Below are 18,665 nucleotides of genomic sequence, written 5' to 3' on the forward strand. Positions count from 1 at the left end.
CGTAAGGGGTTAATGGATCAAGCGATGAATCTGCGGACGGGGCGAACTCGGAACTCGTTGGTGCGGGTCCAGTAGTTGACGTGGCCGCTCTCGAAACGGACTGCCCAGGCGTTGAGCGAGCCGTAGGGCGTCGAGGTCCAATAGACCTCCTTCTGGAACAAGTGAGGCAGGTTCGCTGCGATAATCTGAAGTTCGCGCTTGGCGGGCAGGTAGAAATCCGCGTGGACACCGACTTCATAGCTTTTGGCAGCACGCGCGGCGGGATGGCGATCAAGTCGTAGCAAGGCGTCTGTGTTGGTCAGACCGTCCCAGCTACTGCCATCAATCTTGCCCTCGTCGGGGCTCCATTGAAACTTGCCCGCCAAATCATCCTCTGACAGAACGAGGCCATAAACGGCACCGTCATCGCCGAGAATTTCTCCGGCAAAGATGCCGCCCTGATCCGGGAGGTATTCACCGATCTTTGGCCGAGTGGGCAACGCGACTTTGCTGGACTCGCTCAGTCGAGCAATCAGCTTTTCAGCCACAGTGGTGGTGGGCAGGGCAATACTAGCCCCTCCGCCCAAGTCAAACTGGATGGTTGTCATGGTGTTCCTTTGGAGTATTGCCGCGGTTGCGGCGCGGAATTAGAACGGGCAGTCGTCGGCCATTTCTGCCAAACTGGTGGCAGGTCGGGGCGATTGCGTAGCTGGCGTGCCAGCTTGCTGGGGAGTCGCTTGAGGCGCCTGTTGCTGCGCGGGCTGGCTACTTTGTTGCGGTCGAGCGGCAAACTCGATCACATTGACCCGACCGACAATCTTGCTACCGCTGCGCCCGTCACGGGTCTGGTAATCCTCCTGGTGCACATCGTCGAGAACGACATAGACCAGAGTGCCTTTCAGAAGGTGCGGAGCAATCGCCTCTGCCCGCTGCCCCCAGAGTGAAGCATCTACCCATTGAGTGGGCTTATTACCATCACCGTCCTTCTTCCCGTAGTTGAACGCCAGGGATATGTTTGCTACCGCATCGCTCTGCGGGGTGTACCGCACTTCAACATCTCGTCCGATTCGTGCGATTCCAGTCAATTGCGCCATGGTTATGCGGCCTCCTTAAGTGCGTCACGAAGCGCATTCTGGTGTCTGGTCACCATGCGCTCGAACTCCATCAAATCTGCTTCGAGTGCTTCAATCTGATCGTCATCCCGATTGATGCGGATGATCTTCATGCATTGCAGGTCATGAACCCATAGCACCAGATCAACCCACTTGCGTCCAAGCAACCACATGGCACCGTTGCACTGATCGACGTAGCTCGACACATCACCGCCGACGAAAGCCGTAAACAGCGTGTCGCTACTGACCATCGTCTTGATCTCGATGATTCCATCATCGCCCACTAGCCCGTCAACACTGACGCCGAACAACCGATCGGCCGTCGTAATGAACCCGGCCTCGTCGACGATATGGCCGGTCTTGCGCTCGTAGACCACCCGGGCGTATGGCTCCTGCTCCGTACCCAATCGCATCGCGCTGTTGGCGAATACCTGCAGGGGTTCGCCGCCTTCACGCTCGCGGGCCACGTCCATCGCGTAGTCCAGGCATTTCTTCGACGGACTACCGTTCTTGAGTCGGTCCCGGCAATCTTTGAAGCGGCTGCCGGTAATGACGCCTCGGCGTGCTGCGAGCCATTCCGGCGTGCCCTGGGCATCGTGGTGAATAATCAGACCGTCCATTATTGGTTCTCCAATAGCATTTTCTTCTTATCCGTTACCGCCTTTTTGAAGGCGTTGTAATCGGCCAGATTGTTGGTGGCGTAAATGGCATTTCCACCTTCTTGCCAGATGGATTCCAGAGCCTCAGTGGAGTCCGCTGACGCTACAGCGCTAATCCACTCGTCACGAAGGTCCGTGTTTGATGCTCCGCGGCCGTCGTTGTCGTCGCCTTTCTCTGAGACGCCGGTAATCGCCTTGAGCGTGTGGCGCTGTAGATAGGTAACGGTCGACGCGATTGCCTGGATATTGTTTTTGTTGCCGCTTTGATCGGGAGACGCTTCCAGGGTAACGGTGTCGCTATGTCCCTGTCGGTGCTTCAGGATGCACGTAACCCGCACGAGGCCGCCGACCTGCTCCGTCTTCCAGTTCCAGGCAAAGCCGTGTTTGGATAGGGCGGGGCCGACAGCCTCAACCACATCCGACAATTCCGCGTGCTTGTAGTTGGTGCGACCTTTCTGGCTGGTGAAGTCGACTTCGCGCCGCTTGATGACTTCAACCGCCTCAGATTTGAATGACGCCAGCGCATCGTTGAATGCTTTCTCCGCCTCTCGCTGTTCCCAGCGCTCTTGCAGATCCATCATTTTCTCGACTTGGTCGAGGGTTGCCCCTTGCTGCATGGCGGCGAGCATCATGCCCATAGGAGAATTTGCGGGAACGGCCGTTTCCACCGCAACCTCATGGCGCGGCGCTTCTATTACTTCAGTGGTCATGGTTGCCTCAATAATTGATCTTGATCGCAGGGATAAGCCCGCTGGCAATCAAGATGATTGCTTTTTTGCCGCATTCTTCGGTCATGCCGTTGGCAACGAAAGCTTCTAGCGCGGCACGGTTGATAGTGGCTCGGTGCTGCTTGTCTGCCTCGCGGCGTTTCGCCTCGGCTTCCTCTGCTGCCTTGGCGTCAGCCTGCCGTTTAATCTCGGCCAGGCGAGCAGCCTCAGCGGCGTCCGCAGCGCGTTTCTCCGCTGCCAGCCTCTCGGCCTCGGCCCGGGCTTCGGCCTGCTTTTGACGCTCAACCGCCTCAGCCGCTTCATGTTCTGCGCGCTCCTGAGCAGCTTTGGCATCTGCTTCACGCTTTGCGGCAGCATCGCGCTCGGCCTGGGCTTTCGCTTCTGCCTCGCGGGTTGCGCGTTCAGCTGCTTCGCGGGCGATGCGCTCTTGCTCGTCCTTTTTGCGGCGTTCCTCTGCTTCGGCGCGTAGGCGGGCGAGTTCGGCCTGCTCCGCTTCGTACTGCTGGCGGGCGGCTAGGGCGGCGCGAAGGGCTGTTAGGGCCTTGTCTTTGGCGCGGTGCGCCTCGGCTTCGAACTCTTCCCAGGATTCATCGATCACCACCGCATCAACTGCCGCTAGCATGTCTTTCAGTGCGCTGGCCTCGAGCTGATGACTGGCGTTGGCTGCGTACTGGTTCAGATGCATCACGTTTTGGTTGTGGCGGGCCAATCGAGATTCTTCGGCTTTCTCCCATTCATCCAAAGGGGCTCGCACAGCAGATTGAATGGCCTCAAGGCCTTCTTTCAGGTAGCGCCCGCCAGCGTCAACCTTTTTCGGCAGTTCCTTGAGATCTGCCGACACTGCAGCGCGGAGCTTTTCCATTGCAGCCTTGCTCCGCGCCACCTTGTATGCATCGCTGGCGCAGGCCTCGCGATCCTTGCGCTTGCTCATGTCGTACACGGTGCCGGTGACTTTCTCGCGTACCTTGTCGAGGATTTCATCTAATTTGCTGGTGTCAGTGAATACCTGCAACGCCGTTTCTTTCGGCGGCAACTCAATCAGTTCGGTGACTTCGCTCATCGTTTTATCTCCAATCGAGCGCGCTCATCTGCTTGCTGCATGTTTCCGTACATATAGACGCCCAGCATCAGCACGCATGCCACAACTGCAGCGTGCAGCAGCAGGTCAGTTTTCATTTTTGGGGTTCCTTGTGATCTGCCGTGAGGGCAGACAAGCGAAGGTGACGGTGTTGGCCCTGAATATCTCCAGGCGAGACTCGCAAGCGGCCTGGCTGCCAAATCGCTCGATTACCATCGCGGGCGGGCGGCTGTCGCCAGGCGGAATAAAAGCCATCAACACCCAAACTATGGCGGCGCTCATCGCTTATGGTCTCCGCGAGCAAGGCGCTCAATCTCATTGCGATATCGGGCGCGGAACCGAATACCTCGCTCGCTGGCTGGATCCAGAATTGCCATTGCAAGATCGGACTCATCGCGGGCGTCACGCACGCACTGATTGAACGCATGTTCTGCGTAGACGCTTCCAGGTACGTCGAATGCGCTTTGCCCAAATTTGATTGCATGAGCCACGGCCGCACAAATGGCAGTCGCGCTGATCTCCGGATCTCGCCGGCCGATTGGCATATCCATAGCAACTCCAGGGGATGGAATAGCGCTCCTGCATCAGCCGCCCGTAGTCCTATGCGCATTCGGGCGTGGATGCGGCTGATGGGGTGGCGCTAAAGAGGGAGGCCTACTCGCTACCGCTTGGGACTTCCATCGGCTCTCGCTGGTTGACTAGTACTCATGCGCGATGGTTGCCCAGCATCTGCTTTCGGCTTACTAGGGAGGATCTCCACCGCCCGCACGTGTTGGATGGTTGAGAGTGATGGAGCCCTCTGTGCTGGGCCCTGCCTCCGGGTTGAGGCCGGAGTTGGAACAGTGACCATGAGGGTTAGAACAAGGCCCAGCACAGAAGACGCCCCGCAAGCGAGGCAAAAGGGATAAAGGGATTAATTGATGATGCGGACGGGGCGAACTCGGAACTCGTTGGTGCGGTCCCAGAGGTCGACGCGGCCGTACTCGAAAGAGACTGCCCAGGCGTAGAGCGAGCCGTAGGGCGTCGAGGTCCAAACATCACTGAGTTCTTCATCGACACCCAATGCAGCAAAGGCAAGCATCAATTCGCGCTGAGACGGTAGGAAGAAATCCGAGTGACCATCAGCCGTGTAGTCCGCTGCAGCCTGAGCTGCAGGGTGGTCGCCGCGCTCCAGCAGCTTGCGAGTGTTTTCGGCGCCATCCGAATCAGAGTAACCCTCCAAATCCTCGCCGTATCCGCCAAATTCAAACTCGCCATCAACCGCATTGGCGGCAATAACCAGATGCTTGCCAGCAGCGTTCTGGCCGATATAAATACCGCCTTGCCCTTCTACATACTGACCAATGATTAGGTCTTTCATGTGCGTATCTCCAGGTTCTTGAAAATGCCGGAACCCGGAAAGGGTTGGCATTCAGAAGAATCTGGAGCAGGGCACGCCTGACTACTCCCGTTCGTCGCGGCTCCAGGTCGTGCACTGCCCATCAATCCGATGCCGTTCTATAGCCACGCCTTGCGGCCAGGCGGCATCTGGATAGCCGTCGATCTTTTCTCAGGGGTAACGGGTTGAGCCCTGGGCCTAGCCACGCATACGCGCCATTGGCCTGTTCTATCTCTTGGCTGGTTGTAAAAGAGCGGGTAAATCTGGGTACTGCTTGCTAGATCTCGTGTTGGACTAGGGGCAGAAAATTTCGCCTGCCATATGGCCCATGAAGCTCTAGGCTTTGAACGTCGTATCGGTAGGCGGCCTCGACATCGCTGTCGAATCCTCCAATGACCCGCCGTTTTCCCTGCACAGTGATCCTCGCGAAGAACTTCCCTCGACGAGCGTCCCTGTAAACACCCTTGAAACGTCCGCCGTTATCAGACCGACGAACGCGGTTCATGGCGTTCTGGCTGACCGAAGCTGCCCTCAGATTCGCGATGCGGTTGTCGCTCGCGTCTCCGTTGACGTGATCAATCAAGTCTGGCAACCATCCATGGACATAGAGAAACGCGATGCGATGAGCCCGCAAATCTCTGCCTTCCAACTTGATGCAATACCGACCAAACCGATCTTTTCTTCGGCCTACTTCCTTACCTCTAGATCCATCTCGCAGGCGCCGAAAGAACTTTCCGGTCTCAGACTCATAAATCAGCGCTTTAACCAATTCTTCCTGCGTCACGACACTTCTCCATTCACTCCGCGCCCTACTTGCTGACCTGAGGTCCAGGCGTTCTTTGCTGCGTTGAATGAATAATAGCAAAACTTTGCTAGTCGAGTCAAGCAAAACTTTGCTAGGTGCAGGGGGGAGGCGGAATCAAAGTACGATTCAGCATTGATTCGTTACGAGGAAGAAAAAATGCGACGCCTTATCTGGGCAGCCATGGCGCTCCTAATTTCGTCGGTCGCCTTTGCGGCGGGTCCGACAGACATCAATGAGATCAAGCGCCAACGCATGGCGGAAGAGTTTGTGGCAGCCAATCTAAAAGACCCGAAATCGGCAGAGTTTCGGAATCAGAATGGATTCTGCGGAGAGGTGAATTCGAAGAATTCTTTTGGGGGGTATACGGGCTTTCAGCGATTCATTGCCGCAAGCCGTGAAATGGTTGTCTTTGAACGGGATAAAAACCTAGAACGAGGCGCGTTTGACGAGGCTTGGAATCAATTTTGCCGTTGACCAATAGCCCAAAAGAAAGCCGCCCCGAAGGGCGGCTGAAAGGTTAGATGTGTAGCTGGTAGGCCAGGATTGTCGTGCCGATAGCGATCAATATCGTAGCGAGACTGTTCATGGCGATCTCCAAGTGACTTTGCCGGGCCACGCCGGCGCGCACGAGGCCCAGAATAAGACCCAGTGCATAAGTGTCACAACCATTTGACGCTATATTGCCTGCCATGGCTGGGGGCGCGTCAGGCCAAAAGAAATCCGCTCTATGCCACTGCGCTTCCCCCAAACGGCAGTGACATAGAATGAAGCCTCAGAGCAGTATTAGGAGGCTCGCATGATTTCTGGAAATTTTCCCCGTATTGTCGCTGTCGCTGTGCTGATCGTCGGCCTGACAGGATGCGCGCGTACCAACGAGGCCGGACAGACAGAGGGGAGTGTGGAGATGTACGGCACCATTGATGTTGGAGTTGGTAGCACCCGCACGACCGACTAGACAAAAGAAAACCGCCCGGGGAGGGCGATTGAGAAGCAAAGCTATTGAGCTGGCGGTGATGGGGCAGTTGTCTGAGTAGCAGGGGGAGGCGCCTGCATCTGTGCGACAGGAGGCCCTAACCGTTGAATGCCAAAATAGATAGCGCCCACCACCGCAATTATGCTAACAATCCACTTGTAAATGTCGGTGTGAGCCTTCTCTACGGAGGCTCGAATGCTGCCAATATCCAGCTTAGCGTCGATGCTTGCCACCGTCGCTTTAATCGAGCCCACATCGGATTTAAGGGTGCTCACATCACCTTTTAGGGCGTCAACGTCCCGCTCGATGCGGCCTAGTCGGCCGTCGATGTCGTTAACGCGTTTCTCAAGGTGCGCTAGTCGGTCCATGCCCCCATTATCGCCTCCACCACCGCCATGTTCAACATTCGAGCTATCTTCCTCCAGCTCGGAACGCTGCCATTGCTCAAAATTTGGCCTTGTCACGCTCATTCTTTCGCGTCCTTCTCTGGCTCTGTGACGGCAGATAGCAGCGCGGTGGCCAAGCGCCGTGACGGAAACGCAAGGGTGCTCACGTCTTGTTTGAGACCGTTCCCATTAAAGGTTCGTTCAATATTGCTAGCGTTGCTTGAAAGGCGAACAGCTAGCTCGTCCTTGTCGATCAGCTTTTTGTCGTGCAGGTACAGCAGGACCTCAAGGAGTGCCATCTCTGTTCCATCCAGCAGATCCGCAAGGATGTTTGCTGGCGTCCTTCCTGCTGACTGAGCTATCTCAAATAGCTTATTTTTGGGGTTATCAACCATCGGCTTCTCGGTGGTGTGGGGTTATCGACAGGGATAGGCACGTGCGAGCGCTTCTACGAACAAGCTCTCGCCAGGCTCATGACGCCGCTCCGGATTCTGGGTCAGGTACTTGACGAATATGGCTTGCGTCTGCCCATTTGTGACCCCTGCTGGCAAACAATAGAACTGAGCCAACTTGTCATATGAGAGATTCTTACTCTTCGTTATGTTCCCGGCGGTTAGCCACGTGACCATGGACCCATAAACAAATCCGCGGTGCAGTCCCATGACGAATCCCAGACAAACTGCAGAGTCAAGACTTCCAGTTGGCGCCTCACACTTCTGTAGCCAATAATTCCCCGTGCCCTCCACAAGATCGGCGGAGGCTGCCGTTGGTAACATTGGTACGAACGTTAGCGCAAGAACAAGAAATGTTTTTCTCATTTCGTCACATCCACCTCAAAATTTGCCACAACGTCGGTCCACAACAAGTCGCTGTAGGTCAGGCCTCTATTCCTCCTTGGTCCAGCCTACCACCAGCCCACACGACCCGCCCCAATATCCTGACCGACACACCTTCAGCCTCTAGAGGGATATCCCGATACCGCCTATTGGCAGACTTGGCCACCCACTTGCCGGTCAACTTATCCTTATCGATGATCTTGACAATCATCTTCCCGTCATAGTTGATTGCGTAGATCGTCTTGGGTACGAGGTCGCGAATGGTCAGGCTGTCGTCCGGAACGACCAGAAGCGCCCAGCCGTCTTTGATGTCGCCTTCCATGCTGTCGCCCTTGGCGTAGACGACGCGGCCGCGCCCTTTGTCGGCCCCTACTGAGCGCAGGAACGACTGACGGAACTGGATCGCGCCAGTCACGAGCTCGCTCTCTGCCTCGATGCCGTCGCCTGCCGCCAGGCGGACATCGGCCAGCTCCAACACTTTTTCGAACTTCTCGTTGGCGGCCACCGGCTCGCCTGCAGTGACGTTGGTCGCAATGCTCCGGTCCAGTCCGAATTGAACCAGGCCCTCGCGTTCCATTTGCTTGGTCGTTACGCCGCCGGGCTCCCATGGAGCGTCCGGCATCCCTGCAATCCGCATGGGGAATTCGTCTGCGCCCGAGTCGAGGTCCGTGATGCTGCTACGCTTCGGCGGCGAAGGGCGCCCGGGATGGGCAGCGCCGGCGCCGAGATCGGGAGTCAGTATTTGACCGACAGTTACCCCTAGCGCCGTCGCCAGCGCCTCAATCTCGGTGAGCTTGGCCGAAGGGAGTTTCCCAGTTTTGCTGGGCTGCCTGCGCTCTGGGGAAAGATACAGGCTAATAGTCGTCTGGGCTATGCCCGATCTTTGTGCAAGCACGGTCTGCACCACGCCCTGCTTCTTCATGAGGGCGTGGAGATTGGCGGCCAAAATGTCGTTGGCTGATTGACGTGCTTTGCTCATGCGCGAAGTGTGCAATGTATTGCTAGCAAAGTGTTGCTTGAATGAATAGCAAAGTTTTGCTATTGTGGGCGCATGAGCGCAAACCTAACCGAACAGATCAGGGCATCCCTAGTTGCAAGGCGTGGCCTGTGGCGCGAAGTCGCCGACAAATCCGGAGTCAGCTACTCGTGGATTTCCAAATTTATGAACGGACACATTCCAAATCCTGGGATGCGAACGCTTACGCGCCTGAAGGACGGGATCCGCGGCGTTCGCCCGACCGCAAGGGATACGGCGCAGCGAGAGGCGGCATGATGTCAATGCAGCGTAACCCCCTGGCAAGCACCCTCGGTCTCGTACTTGCGGCGATCCTCCTCATCGCACAGGCGACGAAAAAGCTCCATCACTGTCTCCTGGTTGGGCGCCTCGAAGGCGCGCAGCGCCAAATCTTGAGCTGCCGTCAGCAGCTTCTCGGTTTCCGTCATTCCTTTTCCTTATCTGTTTCCGTTGGCTCCTCGTCAGCGGGATGTTGTTTTTCGTCCTCAGCTTTCTCTGGAATCGGGAAGAGCTGAGTAGCAGTGACCTGCGCGATCAATACGCGCCGGGTCTGATGTTTGGTGTCTTTGTTGTCCATGGCTTGCATCTTAGGTGCGCCGCAACAAGGGCGAAAGATTGAAAGAAGCGTGATTTCAAGGTGACGCATGACCTGCCGATACACAAACACTGACTGGCTGGACGTTCTCTATAACTGCGTGCGCAAGACGTCGGGCGGGGTAGTGGATGCAGCTCGATTTTTGACGGATCGCCGAGGCAAATCAATTCACCCGGAAAGCCTGCGATCGAAACTGAAGCGCTCAGAAGGCGACGCGATCAGTGTCGAGATGGCGGGGCTGCTCTCTGAGTGGATGGAAGAAAAAGCGGGCGGCGCCGAATACGCACACGACTGGTTCCTTGCGTTCGCGGCTGAACATGGTCTGGCGGTGGACGCTGTGCCGCCGGCGCCTCCGGGTGGTTGGAAATGCGAACTCTCCGCTCTACAGGCTAAAGCCATGCAGATTGGGGCCCTGTCTGGCTCCGTGCTTGGTGTAGCCGCTGATTCAGTCGCGGATGGAGAGATTGATCAAGCCGAAGCCGATCACATGATTGAGGCGCTGCGCGACCTTCGCACGATGGGTCACCGCATGGAGCGGAACATCTTGCGCGCCGTTCGTAAGCAAGGCGAGGGGCAGTGATGGCCGACATAACACTTGTGCGTCAACAGTCAGGCGAAATCCCCGAGCCTGATCGAGAGGCTGCACTCCGCGTCATTTTCGGTTATGTGGACGGTTTAGGTGAGCGCGGAAAGAAGCAATGGCGTCGGCTGTGGAATCAGGTTCTACGGCTTGAGCCCGGTGAGATGCTCGACATCCACACTCACAAGGAGCGTCTAGGTTGGTTTCATCGCAAGCATATGGCACTGGAATCTCGGGTATTCGAGGCCCAGGAGCGTTTCGAAGAGTTTGAGGCCTTTCGTTCGTGGATGAAGGTCGGCGCCGGCTTTGTCGATTGGTATCCCGGCCCAAAGGGCGGCGTGATTCCCGTTCCTCGTTCGATTAGCTACGCCAAACTCGAGCAACAAGACATGGAGGCATTCCACGAGGATGCCGTAGCGTTCTTGCGGGAGCCGCACGCCATCAAGACGCTGTGGCCGCATTTGGTGCCAGCTCGCGGCGCTGAAATGTTGGAGTGCGTTCTTCAGGAGTTTGGCGAATGAGCTGGAATTCATCCCTTCAGCGCAAAACTCCAATGAAGCGCACCAAATCGGACCGCGCCCAAGGATTGGGCCATAAGGTTGCTGCTGCCCTCAATTTCCTTCGCCCACTCGAGCGCAAGCCGGAGAGCGTATTCCGCAGCCGCCAACACCGTATGAATGTCGCGGCGCTGAATTGTGTCTGCTGCGGCCGTTCGAAACGTTCCCAGGCTGCCCATTTGAATTTGCTGGCTGCTGGCAAAGGCCTGGGCTTGAAAGCCTCCGATGCGCTGCTGGTTCCGCTTTGCTGTGACGAGCTAGGGCGTCGCGGGTGCCACCACCAATTAGACCAGGGCGCTGCGTACGACAAAGCCACATCAGCCGCCTATCAAATCCAGTGGCTCCAAGAAACCCGCGACCAATTGCGCGCGCGTCGGCAATGGCCAGAAGAGGCCGAGTCTGACATGCAGCGCTTGCTCGGCGCGTACCTGCGGAGGCAGGAATGACGAATCAAGAGAAAGCCTACCAGGACGCGATGAAAGAGGCGCGCAAGTTGTCCACATTGAAGCGGCGTAGCGCCATGGCGCCGCATGTACATGCCTGGGCCGCGGCTCTGAAGCGCATGCTTTCGGGAGCAGGACATGCGTGAGTACGCCAAAGTCGCTCCACAGTTTTGGACGGGAAAGACGGGCCGAGCGCTTAAGGCAGCTGGGCCGGAGGCGGTGATCGTCGGCCTCTATCTGATGACTTGCCAGCATGCCAATATGCTCGGGCTTTACTACCTCAGCAAAGCGTATATCGCCGTAGATACTGGGCTCGGCATAGAAGGGGCTTCCAAGGGGCTTGAAAGGGCCTGCGAAGCAGGGTTTTGCGATTACGACGAAGAGTCTGAGGTGGTTTGGGTCCGTGAAATGGCTACATATCAGATAGCCGATCGCCTAGAGCCCAAGGACAACCGCTGCAAGGGCATTCAGCGCGAGTATGAGTCGCTCCCCGAGAACGCTTTCCTGGGGCCGTTCTTTGACCGATACGGTGAAGCCTTTCATATGTCCAACCGGAGGGGTGCAAACGGCGACCAGACAAGCCCCTCTGAAGCCCCTCTTAAGCCCCTTCGAAGCCAAGAGCAAGAGCAGGAGCAAGAACAAGAGCAGGAAAACATTACCAACCCTATCGGGTTGGTTGCCGTCAGCAAAGCCGACGTCGCCCCTGCCTGCCCGCATCAGGAAATCATCGCGCTCTACCACGAGATATTGCCGACGTCACCTGCGATACGTGACTGGACCCCGGCTCGCCAAGAGCATTTGCGTACTCGCTGGAAGGAGGATCCTGAAAGGCAAAACCTCGACTGGTGGCGCAGGTTCTTCACCTACATCTCTCAATCCGCATTCTTGACCGGCCGCGTCACGAGCGGGAATCGAAAGCCGTTTTGCCCTGGCTTGGAGTGGATTTGCAAGGCCGAGAATTTCGCGAAGATTCGCGAAGGCCGATATGAGGATATGGCAGCATGACCGACTACCTACAAACCGTGCCTCCGCACAGCCTGAGCGCAGAACAAGCCGTGATTGGCGGGCTGTTGCTTGATAACGGCGCATTGGACCGTATGCCGGAGCTGAAGGGTGAAGCCTTTTATCGGCACGAGAACCGCCAAGCGTACGAGCACATCATCCGCTTGCTGCTGGCTGGAAAGCCTGCAGACGTCATAACCGTTGCAGACTCCCTACGGGGCGCGGGCAGCGACGTGTCAATGTCGTACCTGAACGAAATCGCGACCTCTGTGCCCAGCGCGTCCAACGTGGGCCGCTATGCCGAAATCGTGCGGGAGAAGGCGCTGATGCGAGGCCTGCTAGCCGCTTCGATGAAGGTGAGCTCGGATGTGTCAGAGGGTGGGAAAAGCGCCGCGGAGTTGCTGGATGCTGCGCAGGCAGAATTCGGAAAACTTGCGGACTCCACTTCGCGACGGGAGCCCGCGAGCATTCAAGAGGCCATGACTCGCTACTTGGATGACCTTGATCGTCGCTACCACGGGACTGCTGACAATCCCGGCATCAAAACCGGCCTGTCGGATTTGGACGAAATCCTGAATGGCGGCGTTCGGCGTGGGGCTCTGATGACGATCGGGGCCCGGCCGGGCATGGGTAAGTCGGCTCTCGGGGAAACAATCGCATGCAACACCTCTGAAGAGGGCTACTCCGTCTTGTTCTGGTCTGGCGAAATGCCAGAAACCGAGGTGACCGAGCGCGCCATTGCCAACTGGGGGAGAGTGTCTTCCGCAGCACTGGCCGACGCAAAGCGGCGAATGAATCAAAGCCATTGGGAGGGGGTTACACACGCGGTCCAACGTTCGGCTGATGCGAAATTGTTCATTGACGATCAGCCGGCACTGACGTTGCTGGAGTTGTCCGCTAAGGCTCGGAGCGTTAAACGCAAGCATGGCTTGGATCTGCTCATCGTTGATTACTTGCAGCTCATGTCAGGGGGAGAGGAAAAGCGGTATCAGCAGATCGAGGCGATCACGAAAGGCCTCAAGACGCTGGCCAAGACGCTGAACATTGCCGTTATCGCCCTCAGCCAATTTAGCCGAGACATTGAGAAGCGTCTGAACCCTCGGCCAAAACCATCAGATTTCAGGGATGGCGGATCGATCGAACAGGACAGCGACATTCTGGCTGGTCTCTACCGGGAAGAACAAGACAACCCGGACACGGACTGGAAGGGTTATGCCGAACTGCACGTCATGAAGAACCGCCAAGGCAAGAACGGCAAAGTGAGCTTGTCATACCTGGGCGAGTTCATGCGATTCGAGAACTTCACTGGCTCGGTGCCGGCCGTAGAACACCGTAAACCCGCGAGAAGGGGATTCGAATGACCCTAGACCACCTAACCATCATGCTCCCGTGGCCTGACAGCCTCCTGTTTCCGAATCGTCGTCGCGGCAACTTCAGGAAGTTTCAACCCGCCATCGAGTCGGCCAGGCATTCAGGATTCTATGCAGCCAAAGAGGCGTTGGGCCGAAACCAGATAACGCTTGGCGCCCGCAACCACGTCAACCTGATATTCGGCTATCCAAACAGGATCAAGCGTGACCTGGACGGATGCATCGGCGCTGTCAAGCACTACCTAGACGGCATTGCCAGGGCCCTCGGCGTTGATGATCAGATATTCCGCCCGCTGTTCGTGGACGACTGCCTCGATGCCGAGAAGCGTGGCTTCGTCCGCATCGACATTTTCTCAGGAGACAAAGATGGGAAATAAAGCATCCAAACGCCAGATCTACATGCAGAGCATACGCAAGGAATGTCTCGCGCTGCTGGCTCAGAAAGGCCTCTACGTCGGCAAGCCAAACACCCAGAACGTCAACCTTGAGAAAGTCATCTGCAAGGTAACGGGATGGCCGCCCAGCCGCCGGGACGGTCCATTTGTGACGGTCGAGCGCTACGTCCTAGAGAGCCGGAGCACTGTTAGGCCGCAGCAACCGCGCAAGGCCGAAGCCAGCGCGATCAATCGCATGGAGCGGCGTCCGTACTCGTTGGGTCGAGACATCGCCGCTGCAATGGCTCGCTTGATAGGCGTGCCGAAGCCGGTGGCAATGGTGAGCAATCTGCCGTTCATCGGCTTTGCAGAATGATGGCATCAAAGTGACGGAAATGACGCACATGACTACTTTGATACCTCGCTGGATGATGGCAGATCCCCTTAAGGTTCTGCTGAGCAAGGAAGCTGCGGCGATCAAACGCAGCTGCGCCGGCTGTGCCAACGAGAAACGTTGCGTCAGTCCGTTCGGAGACACGGTGGTGAGGTGTCTGAAGGGCCGGCCGTATGGAAAGAAATGCAAGCAATACGAGGTAGCTCATGACTGAGGGATTCCCGAGCTGGGTAGAGCAGGAAATCCATAACTGGGCGCGATCGCAGTGGGAGGGCGAGTGGCCTGGTCCGCGGCGGATGCTAGACGAGCCCCCGGCGCTCTGTGAATTTCCGCCACAGCCAGGGCATGAAGATGACATCGAGCCTGCGCGGATTCCAGTAAATCACGACCGCGCCAAGAAAGTGCACGTCCTATATGAGTCGCTGCCATTGGTGGAGCAGCGCGTAATCCAGGCCGAATATACCCGCAAGGCCGAGTACGGCGACCTCCCGCCGCATCTGCGTCAGGACAAGGCATGTCGAGTGATCGGGATAGGGCTGCCGTACTACAAGGTGGCGCTGGGGAGTTTTAAGCAACTGGTGTGGAGGGCATTTGAATGAAGTACGCACGCGAGGTCATTGATCTGATGGCTTGTTACCCCGGGCGTCAATTTCGCATGGCCGAGATCATGCGCCACGTTGGGCGCTGCTTATCTCGCTCTGCAGCAGCGGAAGAGGCTATGAGGCGCGGCGTGAGGCGCGTACTGGATCACCTTGTTGACTCAGGCCAAGTGGAACGGTCGGGCGGAAACACAAAGGCTGTCGCATATTTTTGGCGGCCTGTGGGGCAAATGTCCCAATACTCGCCACAATTGGGACAGAATATCGGACAATACGGCAGGGACCTTGCGCCCTAATTATTCGCCCCGGTTGAGTTTGCTCGCCGGGGCGTTTTCATTTGGAGATTCGGCATGAAATGCACTGCCAGCGTATTCCATAACGATGGCACCCTGGACGGTGACGTCATTGTTGCCGAAAACTCCCGCGCAGTAGAGCAATTATCCGCAAGTCAGGACCTTGTTCAGATTGGACATGATCGCGTTCCACGAAAGGCTCTTGAAATAGGGATGCCATGGCGTGGGTGCGATGAAGCTGTGCCGGCTCCCTACGCGCCACACGGGAACGACTGTCCCTGCTAGTCCTGCTGATCGCGCGCAGAGCTGGAGCGACTCGATAATGCCTTCTTGAGTGGAGCTAGGTTTGTTGCCGAAGTCACTGCCTAGCGGAATGATGATGATGTCCTGACCTTGCTCACGAATGTGGGCGATTTTGTATTGAGCCATTTTGTCTCCTTGTGCGATCCGCCCGTTCGATTGTCTCTAGCAATCTGAGGCGGGGGGGGCGCTGCTAGTTTCTTATTGAGCGTAGACGATCAGTCTCCACCGAATATTTCCTTGGCCGGGGGAGTGTTGGTGGTGGTTTTGAGGCGGAAATGGGTCGCCCTGGTTGGATGCAATCTCTTTTCCACAGCCCTCGCAGCGATAGATTCCAGAATGTTCGTTGCGTTGTCCTGGGCCGTGAATTGCATCAAACGCTCCATGATTGCTCGTTGATAGGAACTGCTGATATTTGTAAAGCGCCATCGTTACCTCCTCTTGGTGGAAATGGATGTTTTACATCCTGTTTTATTTTGTTGAGAGTGGTAGTTTCCCTCTTGACGGCGTTGGAAAGTTAAGGATCTTTTATGGCGCTGACAAACAAACAGCGCCGCCCCGGCGCAATCCGGCCGATGCCGCCCGAATCCATGATGGATGGCGAATTACCGTTATGGCCAACGCTGGCCCCGGCTGAGAATGTGGGGCAGTGGGTACAAGCGAACATTCTGGACGAGTCCGGGAAGATCCATAACCCGGAACATCTGCATCTATTAGATGCCGACCTGGAATTCCTTTGGGCATCCCAGGCATTCGCCAAACAGGGCCGGACAGTCCTAGGCCAGTGCGAGCAAGTCGCTTTCCGCGCAGGAGGGTGGCAAAAGGCGCGCCAGGAACAGCAGTTCTATGAATGGTTCGGACGAATTCCCAAGTTCGTCATCACCCTGGCAGCGGATTACTGCTCTCAGTGTAGCGACCTAGAGTTCTGCGCCCTGGTGGAGCATGAGTTGTGCCACATCGCCCACGAGCTAGACGCATTCGGCTCTCCCAAGTTTGGTGAAGACGGCCGGCCAAAGCTGAAGCTGCGCGGTCATGACGTCGAAGAGTTTGTTTCGGTGGTTCGTCGATACGGGCCATCCGCAGAAGTCCGCCGGCTGCTTGAGGCAGCGAAAGGCCCAGCCGAAGTAGGCGCGGTCAACATTGCTCACGCCTGCGGCACGTGCCTGAAGATCGCTGCTTAACCTAGACCGGAGCTAGACGGAAATAAATTATGGCAACTCTCAATGAGGCGGCCAAGCGCTTCATTGTGCAAGCACTTGCCTGCTACGACACTCCCTCTCAGGTATCTGAGGCGGTCAAGGAAGAATTTGGCATTGAAGTTCCGCGCAACCAGGTGGGCCAATATGACCCGACCAAGGCGTCCGGTGCAACTCTGGCCAAAAAGTGGCGAGACTTGTTTTTTGAGACTCGTGAGCGATTCCGCAAGGAAGTCGCGGAAATCCCGATTGCCGACCAAGCGTATCGCTTGCGCCAACTGCATCGCATGACCCAAGACGCCATGAAGCGCAAGAACATCGTTCTCGCGGCATCGTTGCTCGAGCAAGCGGCCAAAGAGCAGGGCGGTATGTTCACCAATCGACGGGAATTGAGCGGCCCAGGCGGCAAGCCAATGGAACACAGAACGGTGGTGGTCGATGAAAAATCAGTCGCCGCTGCCGTATCCGCCCTTGAAGATGAGTTCTGAGGTTGATCCCGATGTAATCCGGCAGGTAGCAAAGATTCGCTGTCAGGATGACGGCCTGTTCTTCGCTCGCTACTTTTTCAAGCAGCGAATGGGCGCCAAGATGATTGTTGCCCCTCACCACCGGGTCATTCAGCGCACATTGCAGCGGGTGATTGATGGCGAGATAACTCGGCTCATCATAAATGTCCCGCCTGGGTACACCAAGACCGAGCTTGCCACGATTGACATGATTAGCAGGGGCTTGGCGCTGAACAACCGCGCCCGGTTCCTGCATTTGTCGTACTCGCACAGCCTGGCACTGCTGAACTCCAGCACAGCGAGGGGCATTGTCAAATCGTCGGTGTATCAGTCCATGTGGCCGATGACGCTGCGGGACGATGCTGATAGCAAGGCGATGTGGTGGACCGAGCATGGTGGCGGCGTATATGCCTCGTCTGCCGCCGGCCAGGTTACGGGCTTTCGGGCTGGGCACATGGAGCCGGGCTGGCAGGGTGCGTTACTGATCGATGACCCGCTTAAGCCTGACGATGCCTACAGCGAAACCGTACGAGGTGGCATCAACGACCGTTTTAACGAAACGATCAAGAGCCGCCTAGCGATTGAGACGACCCCGATGGTCGTCATCATGCAGCGGATTCACTACCACGACCTGAGCGGCTATTTATTGCGTGGCGGGTCGGGGGAACAGTGGCATCACCTCTGCCTGCCGGTCATCATTGACAACAGCCTAGCGTATCCCGAGGAAAACACCCACGGCATACCGATCAAGCATGGATTGCCGGACGGCTGGCTGTGGCCCTACAAGCATAACGAGAGCCATCGGGTTGCATTGTTCTCGCATCGCAGGACGGCTGAGGCGCAGTACATGCAGCGGCCTCGACGGTTCAATGCTGAGGGCGCGCTGTGGGACGAGCAGCTTATTGCCGCAGCCCATGCGCTTCACATTGGCGCCGAGCCATATCGGTCGGTGGTGGCCATCGACCCGCAGGCCACGAACAGCGATGAAAGCGACGAGACTGGCATTGTGGCTGCGAGTGCGTACGGGCATGGCGATTCCCGCAAGTTCTCGGTGGATGGCGACTACAGCGGCAAATACAGCCCAAATGGCTGGGCGCTGAAGGCTATGGGCGCATACGCAGAACATAGCGCAGACGCCATCGTCATCGAGACGAACCAGGGCGGCGATATGGCAGAGGAAACGCTGCGTAATGCCGGGTTCAAAGGCAAGATCATCCGCGTCCACGCCAGCAAAGGGAAATTCGCCAGAGCGGAACCGATTTCAGCCTTGTACGCGCAGGGCCGGGTGGCACATAGGGGTGCGCTGTACACGCTTGAGAACCAACTTATGGAATACGTGCCGGCCACGGCCAAGAAATCGCCTGACCGGCTCGATGCGATGGTTTACGCGCTGACGGAACTGGGTGGTACTCAACCTGTGGGCGTACTGCTGCCGAGACGCTAATGGCAATTTTCAAACTAACAGAACGGTCTACTGGCCGGGCGATGGTGGTGAGGGCTAAGTGCC

At 57.0% G+C, this 18,665-nt stretch carries 29 protein-coding genes; 15 read left to right on the top strand and 14 right to left on the bottom strand.

The features are described from left to right. Positions 1 to 17 precede the first annotated feature (17 nt). Genes CAL20_RS09665 through CAL20_RS09685 form a run of 5 tightly spaced genes read right to left on the bottom strand, consistent with a single transcriptional unit; the run spans position 18 to position 3,538 of the window. Positions 18 to 587, bottom strand: a complete 570-nt coding sequence (locus tag CAL20_RS09665) for an Lcl domain-containing protein (RefSeq protein WP_094837697.1) — start codon at positions 585 to 587, stop codon at positions 18 to 20. Between the two features lie 39 nt (positions 588 to 626). After that, complete coding sequence (locus CAL20_RS09670) at positions 627 to 1,073, bottom strand: single-stranded DNA-binding protein (protein WP_094837698.1); 447 nt, start codon at positions 1,071 to 1,073, stop codon at positions 627 to 629. Positions 1,074 to 1,075: 2 nt separating this feature from the next. Beyond that, positions 1,076 to 1,711, bottom strand: a complete 636-nt coding sequence (locus tag CAL20_RS09675; protein WP_094837699.1) for a lambda exonuclease family protein — start codon at positions 1,709 to 1,711, stop codon at positions 1,076 to 1,078. Next, positions 1,711 to 2,460, bottom strand: a complete 750-nt coding sequence (locus CAL20_RS09680; protein ID WP_094837700.1) for an ERF family protein — start codon at positions 2,458 to 2,460, stop codon at positions 1,711 to 1,713. The genes CAL20_RS09675 and CAL20_RS09680 overlap by 1 nt, the downstream gene beginning before the upstream one ends. A 7-nt stretch (positions 2,461 to 2,467) precedes the next feature. Next, complete coding sequence (locus CAL20_RS09685; protein ID WP_094837701.1) at positions 2,468 to 3,538, bottom strand: hypothetical protein; 1,071 nt, start codon at positions 3,536 to 3,538, stop codon at positions 2,468 to 2,470. Between the two features lie 76 nt (positions 3,539 to 3,614). Between CAL20_RS09685 and CAL20_RS25565 the strand changes: the two genes are divergently transcribed. After that, positions 3,615 to 3,977, top strand: a complete 363-nt coding sequence (locus CAL20_RS25565) for a hypothetical protein (RefSeq protein ID WP_179266639.1) — start codon at positions 3,615 to 3,617, stop codon at positions 3,975 to 3,977. 492 nt (positions 3,978 to 4,469) lie between these two features. On the opposite strand, the gene CAL20_RS09700 is transcribed toward CAL20_RS25565, so the two are convergent. Both CAL20_RS09700 and CAL20_RS09705 read right to left on the bottom strand, forming a co-directional pair. After that, the gene (locus CAL20_RS09700; protein ID WP_094837704.1) at positions 4,470 to 4,916 is read right to left on the bottom strand and encodes a DUF1566 domain-containing protein; all 447 of its coding nucleotides are present in this window, start codon (positions 4,914 to 4,916) and stop codon (positions 4,470 to 4,472) included. Between the two features lie 295 nt (positions 4,917 to 5,211). Further along, positions 5,212 to 5,718 carry an HNH endonuclease gene (locus tag CAL20_RS09705; protein WP_179266640.1) on the bottom strand — a complete coding sequence of 169 codons (507 nt, stop codon included), beginning with the start codon at positions 5,716 to 5,718 and terminating at the stop codon, positions 5,212 to 5,214. 177 nt (positions 5,719 to 5,895) lie between these two features. Here CAL20_RS09705 and CAL20_RS09710 point away from each other — a divergent pair, with 177 nt between their 5' ends. Together CAL20_RS09710 and CAL20_RS25570 are read left to right on the top strand one after the other, a co-directional pair. Beyond that, the gene (locus tag CAL20_RS09710) at positions 5,896 to 6,213 is read left to right on the top strand and encodes a hypothetical protein (RefSeq protein WP_094837706.1); all 318 of its coding nucleotides are present in this window, start codon (positions 5,896 to 5,898) and stop codon (positions 6,211 to 6,213) included. A gap of 322 nt (positions 6,214 to 6,535) precedes the next feature. Then, positions 6,536 to 6,694, top strand: a complete 159-nt coding sequence (locus CAL20_RS25570) for a hypothetical protein (protein ID WP_179266641.1) — start codon at positions 6,536 to 6,538, stop codon at positions 6,692 to 6,694. A gap of 41 nt (positions 6,695 to 6,735) precedes the next feature. Here the strand turns inward: CAL20_RS25570 and CAL20_RS09715 are convergent, their stop codons facing one another. The 6 genes from CAL20_RS09715 to CAL20_RS25580 form a co-directional block, all read right to left on the bottom strand. After that, the gene (locus CAL20_RS09715; RefSeq protein WP_094837707.1) at positions 6,736 to 7,182 is read right to left on the bottom strand and encodes a hypothetical protein; all 447 of its coding nucleotides are present in this window, start codon (positions 7,180 to 7,182) and stop codon (positions 6,736 to 6,738) included. Then, complete coding sequence (locus CAL20_RS09720) at positions 7,179 to 7,493, bottom strand: hypothetical protein (protein ID WP_094837708.1); 315 nt, start codon at positions 7,491 to 7,493, stop codon at positions 7,179 to 7,181. Before CAL20_RS09720 ends, CAL20_RS09715 begins: the two co-directional genes overlap by 4 nt. Before the next feature lie 21 nt (positions 7,494 to 7,514). Beyond that, positions 7,515 to 7,916: a Rap1a/Tai family immunity protein gene (locus tag CAL20_RS25855; RefSeq protein ID WP_094837709.1), complete on the bottom strand. Its 402-nt coding sequence runs from the start codon at positions 7,914 to 7,916 to the stop codon at positions 7,515 to 7,517. 58 nt (positions 7,917 to 7,974) lie between these two features. Continuing rightward, positions 7,975 to 8,913, bottom strand: coding sequence for an XRE family transcriptional regulator (locus CAL20_RS09730; protein ID WP_143277055.1), 939 nt, complete (start codon positions 8,911 to 8,913; stop codon positions 7,975 to 7,977). A 296-nt stretch (positions 8,914 to 9,209) separates the two neighbouring features. Further along, positions 9,210 to 9,377 carry a hypothetical protein gene (locus CAL20_RS25575; protein WP_094837711.1) on the bottom strand — a complete coding sequence of 56 codons (168 nt, stop codon included), beginning with the start codon at positions 9,375 to 9,377 and terminating at the stop codon, positions 9,210 to 9,212. Continuing rightward, positions 9,374 to 9,526, bottom strand: coding sequence for a hypothetical protein (locus CAL20_RS25580; protein ID WP_179266642.1), 153 nt, complete (start codon positions 9,524 to 9,526; stop codon positions 9,374 to 9,376). Before CAL20_RS25580 ends, CAL20_RS25575 begins: the two co-directional genes overlap by 4 nt. Positions 9,527 to 9,593: 67 nt before the next feature. Between CAL20_RS25580 and CAL20_RS09740 the strand changes: the two genes are divergently transcribed. The 9 genes from CAL20_RS09740 to CAL20_RS09780 all read left to right on the top strand — a co-directional run bounded on the left by CAL20_RS09740 (position 9,594) and on the right by CAL20_RS09780 (position 14,863). Then, positions 9,594 to 10,124 carry a hypothetical protein gene (locus tag CAL20_RS09740; RefSeq protein ID WP_094837712.1) on the top strand — a complete coding sequence of 177 codons (531 nt, stop codon included), beginning with the start codon at positions 9,594 to 9,596 and terminating at the stop codon, positions 10,122 to 10,124. Then, positions 10,124 to 10,645, top strand: coding sequence for a DUF1367 family protein (locus CAL20_RS09745; RefSeq protein WP_094837713.1), 522 nt, complete (start codon positions 10,124 to 10,126; stop codon positions 10,643 to 10,645). The genes CAL20_RS09740 and CAL20_RS09745 overlap by 1 nt, the downstream gene beginning before the upstream one ends. Before the next feature lie 32 nt (positions 10,646 to 10,677). After that, positions 10,678 to 11,127 carry a hypothetical protein gene (locus CAL20_RS09750; protein ID WP_094837714.1) on the top strand — a complete coding sequence of 150 codons (450 nt, stop codon included), beginning with the start codon at positions 10,678 to 10,680 and terminating at the stop codon, positions 11,125 to 11,127. Then, positions 11,124 to 11,270: a hypothetical protein gene (locus tag CAL20_RS25585; RefSeq protein ID WP_179266643.1), complete on the top strand. Its 147-nt coding sequence runs from the start codon at positions 11,124 to 11,126 to the stop codon at positions 11,268 to 11,270. Before CAL20_RS09750 ends, CAL20_RS25585 begins: the two co-directional genes overlap by 4 nt. Further along, positions 11,263 to 12,129 (top strand): hypothetical protein, encoded by an 867-nt coding sequence (locus tag CAL20_RS09755; protein WP_094837715.1) that lies wholly within the window; start codon positions 11,263 to 11,265, stop codon positions 12,127 to 12,129. Before CAL20_RS25585 ends, CAL20_RS09755 begins: the two co-directional genes overlap by 8 nt. Further along, positions 12,126 to 13,487: a replicative DNA helicase gene (locus CAL20_RS09760; RefSeq protein ID WP_094837716.1), complete on the top strand. Its 1,362-nt coding sequence runs from the start codon at positions 12,126 to 12,128 to the stop codon at positions 13,485 to 13,487. Before CAL20_RS09755 ends, CAL20_RS09760 begins: the two co-directional genes overlap by 4 nt. Then, positions 13,484 to 13,873 carry a hypothetical protein gene (locus CAL20_RS09765; RefSeq protein WP_094837717.1) on the top strand — a complete coding sequence of 130 codons (390 nt, stop codon included), beginning with the start codon at positions 13,484 to 13,486 and terminating at the stop codon, positions 13,871 to 13,873. Before CAL20_RS09760 ends, CAL20_RS09765 begins: the two co-directional genes overlap by 4 nt. Continuing rightward, positions 13,863 to 14,246 (top strand): hypothetical protein, encoded by a 384-nt coding sequence (locus tag CAL20_RS09770; protein ID WP_094837718.1) that lies wholly within the window; start codon positions 13,863 to 13,865, stop codon positions 14,244 to 14,246. The genes CAL20_RS09765 and CAL20_RS09770 overlap by 11 nt, the downstream gene beginning before the upstream one ends. 224 nt (positions 14,247 to 14,470) lie before the next feature. Next, positions 14,471 to 14,863, top strand: a complete 393-nt coding sequence (locus tag CAL20_RS09780; protein ID WP_094837720.1) for a hypothetical protein — start codon at positions 14,471 to 14,473, stop codon at positions 14,861 to 14,863. A 437-nt stretch (positions 14,864 to 15,300) separates the two neighbouring features. On the opposite strand, the gene CAL20_RS09790 is transcribed toward CAL20_RS09780, so the two are convergent. After that, complete coding sequence (locus CAL20_RS09790) at positions 15,301 to 15,585, bottom strand: hypothetical protein (RefSeq protein WP_094837722.1); 285 nt, start codon at positions 15,583 to 15,585, stop codon at positions 15,301 to 15,303. Between the two features lie 401 nt (positions 15,586 to 15,986). Here CAL20_RS09790 and CAL20_RS09800 point away from each other — a divergent pair, with 401 nt between their 5' ends. The 3 genes from CAL20_RS09800 to CAL20_RS09810 are packed head-to-tail and all read left to right on the top strand — an operon-like array spanning position 15,987 to position 18,602. Further along, positions 15,987 to 16,637: a putative metallopeptidase gene (locus tag CAL20_RS09800; RefSeq protein ID WP_373558289.1), complete on the top strand. Its 651-nt coding sequence runs from the start codon at positions 15,987 to 15,989 to the stop codon at positions 16,635 to 16,637. Positions 16,638 to 16,666: 29 nt separating this feature from the next. Next, a complete protein-coding gene (locus CAL20_RS09805; RefSeq protein ID WP_094837724.1) occupies positions 16,667 to 17,140 on the top strand; it encodes a DUF2280 domain-containing protein in 474 nt (157 codons plus the stop codon). After that, positions 17,091 to 18,602, top strand: a complete 1,512-nt coding sequence (locus CAL20_RS09810) for a phage terminase large subunit family protein (protein ID WP_218830701.1) — start codon at positions 17,091 to 17,093, stop codon at positions 18,600 to 18,602. The genes CAL20_RS09805 and CAL20_RS09810 overlap by 50 nt, the downstream gene beginning before the upstream one ends. The last annotated feature ends 63 nt before the right edge of the window (positions 18,603 to 18,665 follow it).

This window comes from Bordetella genomosp. 4, from assembly GCF_002261185.1.
Lineage (GTDB): Bacteria > Pseudomonadota > Gammaproteobacteria > Burkholderiales > Burkholderiaceae_B > Bordetella_A.

Bases quoted from the DNA above. Each gene is read 5' to 3' on its own strand.
- CAL20_RS09800 (WP_373558289.1), top strand. From the start codon at position 15,987: ATGGCGCTGACAAACAAACAGCGCCGCCCCGGCGCAATCCGGCCGATG.
- CAL20_RS09670 (WP_094837698.1), bottom strand. From the start codon at position 1,073: ATGGCGCAATTGACTGGAATCGCACGAATCGGACGAGATGTTGAAGTG.
- CAL20_RS09685 (WP_094837701.1), bottom strand. From the start codon at position 3,538: ATGAGCGAAGTCACCGAACTGATTGAGTTGCCGCCGAAAGAAACGGCG.
- CAL20_RS09810 (WP_218830701.1), top strand. From the start codon at position 17,091: ATGAAAAATCAGTCGCCGCTGCCGTATCCGCCCTTGAAGATGAGTTCT.
- CAL20_RS09745 (WP_094837713.1), top strand. From the start codon at position 10,124: ATGGCCGACATAACACTTGTGCGTCAACAGTCAGGCGAAATCCCCGAG.
- CAL20_RS09700 (WP_094837704.1), bottom strand. From the start codon at position 4,916: ATGAAAGACCTAATCATTGGTCAGTATGTAGAAGGGCAAGGCGGTATT.
- CAL20_RS09780 (WP_094837720.1), top strand. From the start codon at position 14,471: ATGACTGAGGGATTCCCGAGCTGGGTAGAGCAGGAAATCCATAACTGG.
- CAL20_RS09710 (WP_094837706.1), top strand. From the start codon at position 5,896: ATGCGACGCCTTATCTGGGCAGCCATGGCGCTCCTAATTTCGTCGGTC.
- CAL20_RS25585 (WP_179266643.1), top strand. From the start codon at position 11,124: ATGACGAATCAAGAGAAAGCCTACCAGGACGCGATGAAAGAGGCGCGC.
- CAL20_RS25565 (WP_179266639.1), top strand. From the start codon at position 3,615: ATGCCACAACTGCAGCGTGCAGCAGCAGGTCAGTTTTCATTTTTGGGG.
- CAL20_RS09765 (WP_094837717.1), top strand. From the start codon at position 13,484: ATGACCCTAGACCACCTAACCATCATGCTCCCGTGGCCTGACAGCCTC.
- CAL20_RS09740 (WP_094837712.1), top strand. From the start codon at position 9,594: ATGACCTGCCGATACACAAACACTGACTGGCTGGACGTTCTCTATAAC.
- CAL20_RS09680 (WP_094837700.1), bottom strand. From the start codon at position 2,460: ATGACCACTGAAGTAATAGAAGCGCCGCGCCATGAGGTTGCGGTGGAA.
- CAL20_RS25575 (WP_094837711.1), bottom strand. From the start codon at position 9,377: ATGACGGAAACCGAGAAGCTGCTGACGGCAGCTCAAGATTTGGCGCTG.
- CAL20_RS09755 (WP_094837715.1), top strand. From the start codon at position 11,263: ATGCGTGAGTACGCCAAAGTCGCTCCACAGTTTTGGACGGGAAAGACG.
- CAL20_RS09730 (WP_143277055.1), bottom strand. From the start codon at position 8,913: ATGAGCAAAGCACGTCAATCAGCCAACGACATTTTGGCCGCCAATCTC.
- CAL20_RS09750 (WP_094837714.1), top strand. From the start codon at position 10,678: ATGAAGCGCACCAAATCGGACCGCGCCCAAGGATTGGGCCATAAGGTT.
- CAL20_RS09720 (WP_094837708.1), bottom strand. From the start codon at position 7,493: ATGGTTGATAACCCCAAAAATAAGCTATTTGAGATAGCTCAGTCAGCA.
- CAL20_RS25580 (WP_179266642.1), bottom strand. From the start codon at position 9,526: ATGGACAACAAAGACACCAAACATCAGACCCGGCGCGTATTGATCGCG.
- CAL20_RS25570 (WP_179266641.1), top strand. From the start codon at position 6,536: ATGATTTCTGGAAATTTTCCCCGTATTGTCGCTGTCGCTGTGCTGATC.
- CAL20_RS09715 (WP_094837707.1), bottom strand. From the start codon at position 7,182: ATGAGCGTGACAAGGCCAAATTTTGAGCAATGGCAGCGTTCCGAGCTG.
- CAL20_RS09790 (WP_094837722.1), bottom strand. From the start codon at position 15,585: ATGGCTCAATACAAAATCGCCCACATTCGTGAGCAAGGTCAGGACATC.
- CAL20_RS09805 (WP_094837724.1), top strand. From the start codon at position 16,667: ATGGCAACTCTCAATGAGGCGGCCAAGCGCTTCATTGTGCAAGCACTT.
- CAL20_RS09665 (WP_094837697.1), bottom strand. From the start codon at position 587: ATGACAACCATCCAGTTTGACTTGGGCGGAGGGGCTAGTATTGCCCTG.
- CAL20_RS25855 (WP_094837709.1), bottom strand. From the start codon at position 7,916: ATGAGAAAAACATTTCTTGTTCTTGCGCTAACGTTCGTACCAATGTTA.
- CAL20_RS09770 (WP_094837718.1), top strand. From the start codon at position 13,863: ATGGGAAATAAAGCATCCAAACGCCAGATCTACATGCAGAGCATACGC.
- CAL20_RS09760 (WP_094837716.1), top strand. From the start codon at position 12,126: ATGACCGACTACCTACAAACCGTGCCTCCGCACAGCCTGAGCGCAGAA.
- CAL20_RS09675 (WP_094837699.1), bottom strand. From the start codon at position 1,711: ATGGACGGTCTGATTATTCACCACGATGCCCAGGGCACGCCGGAATGG.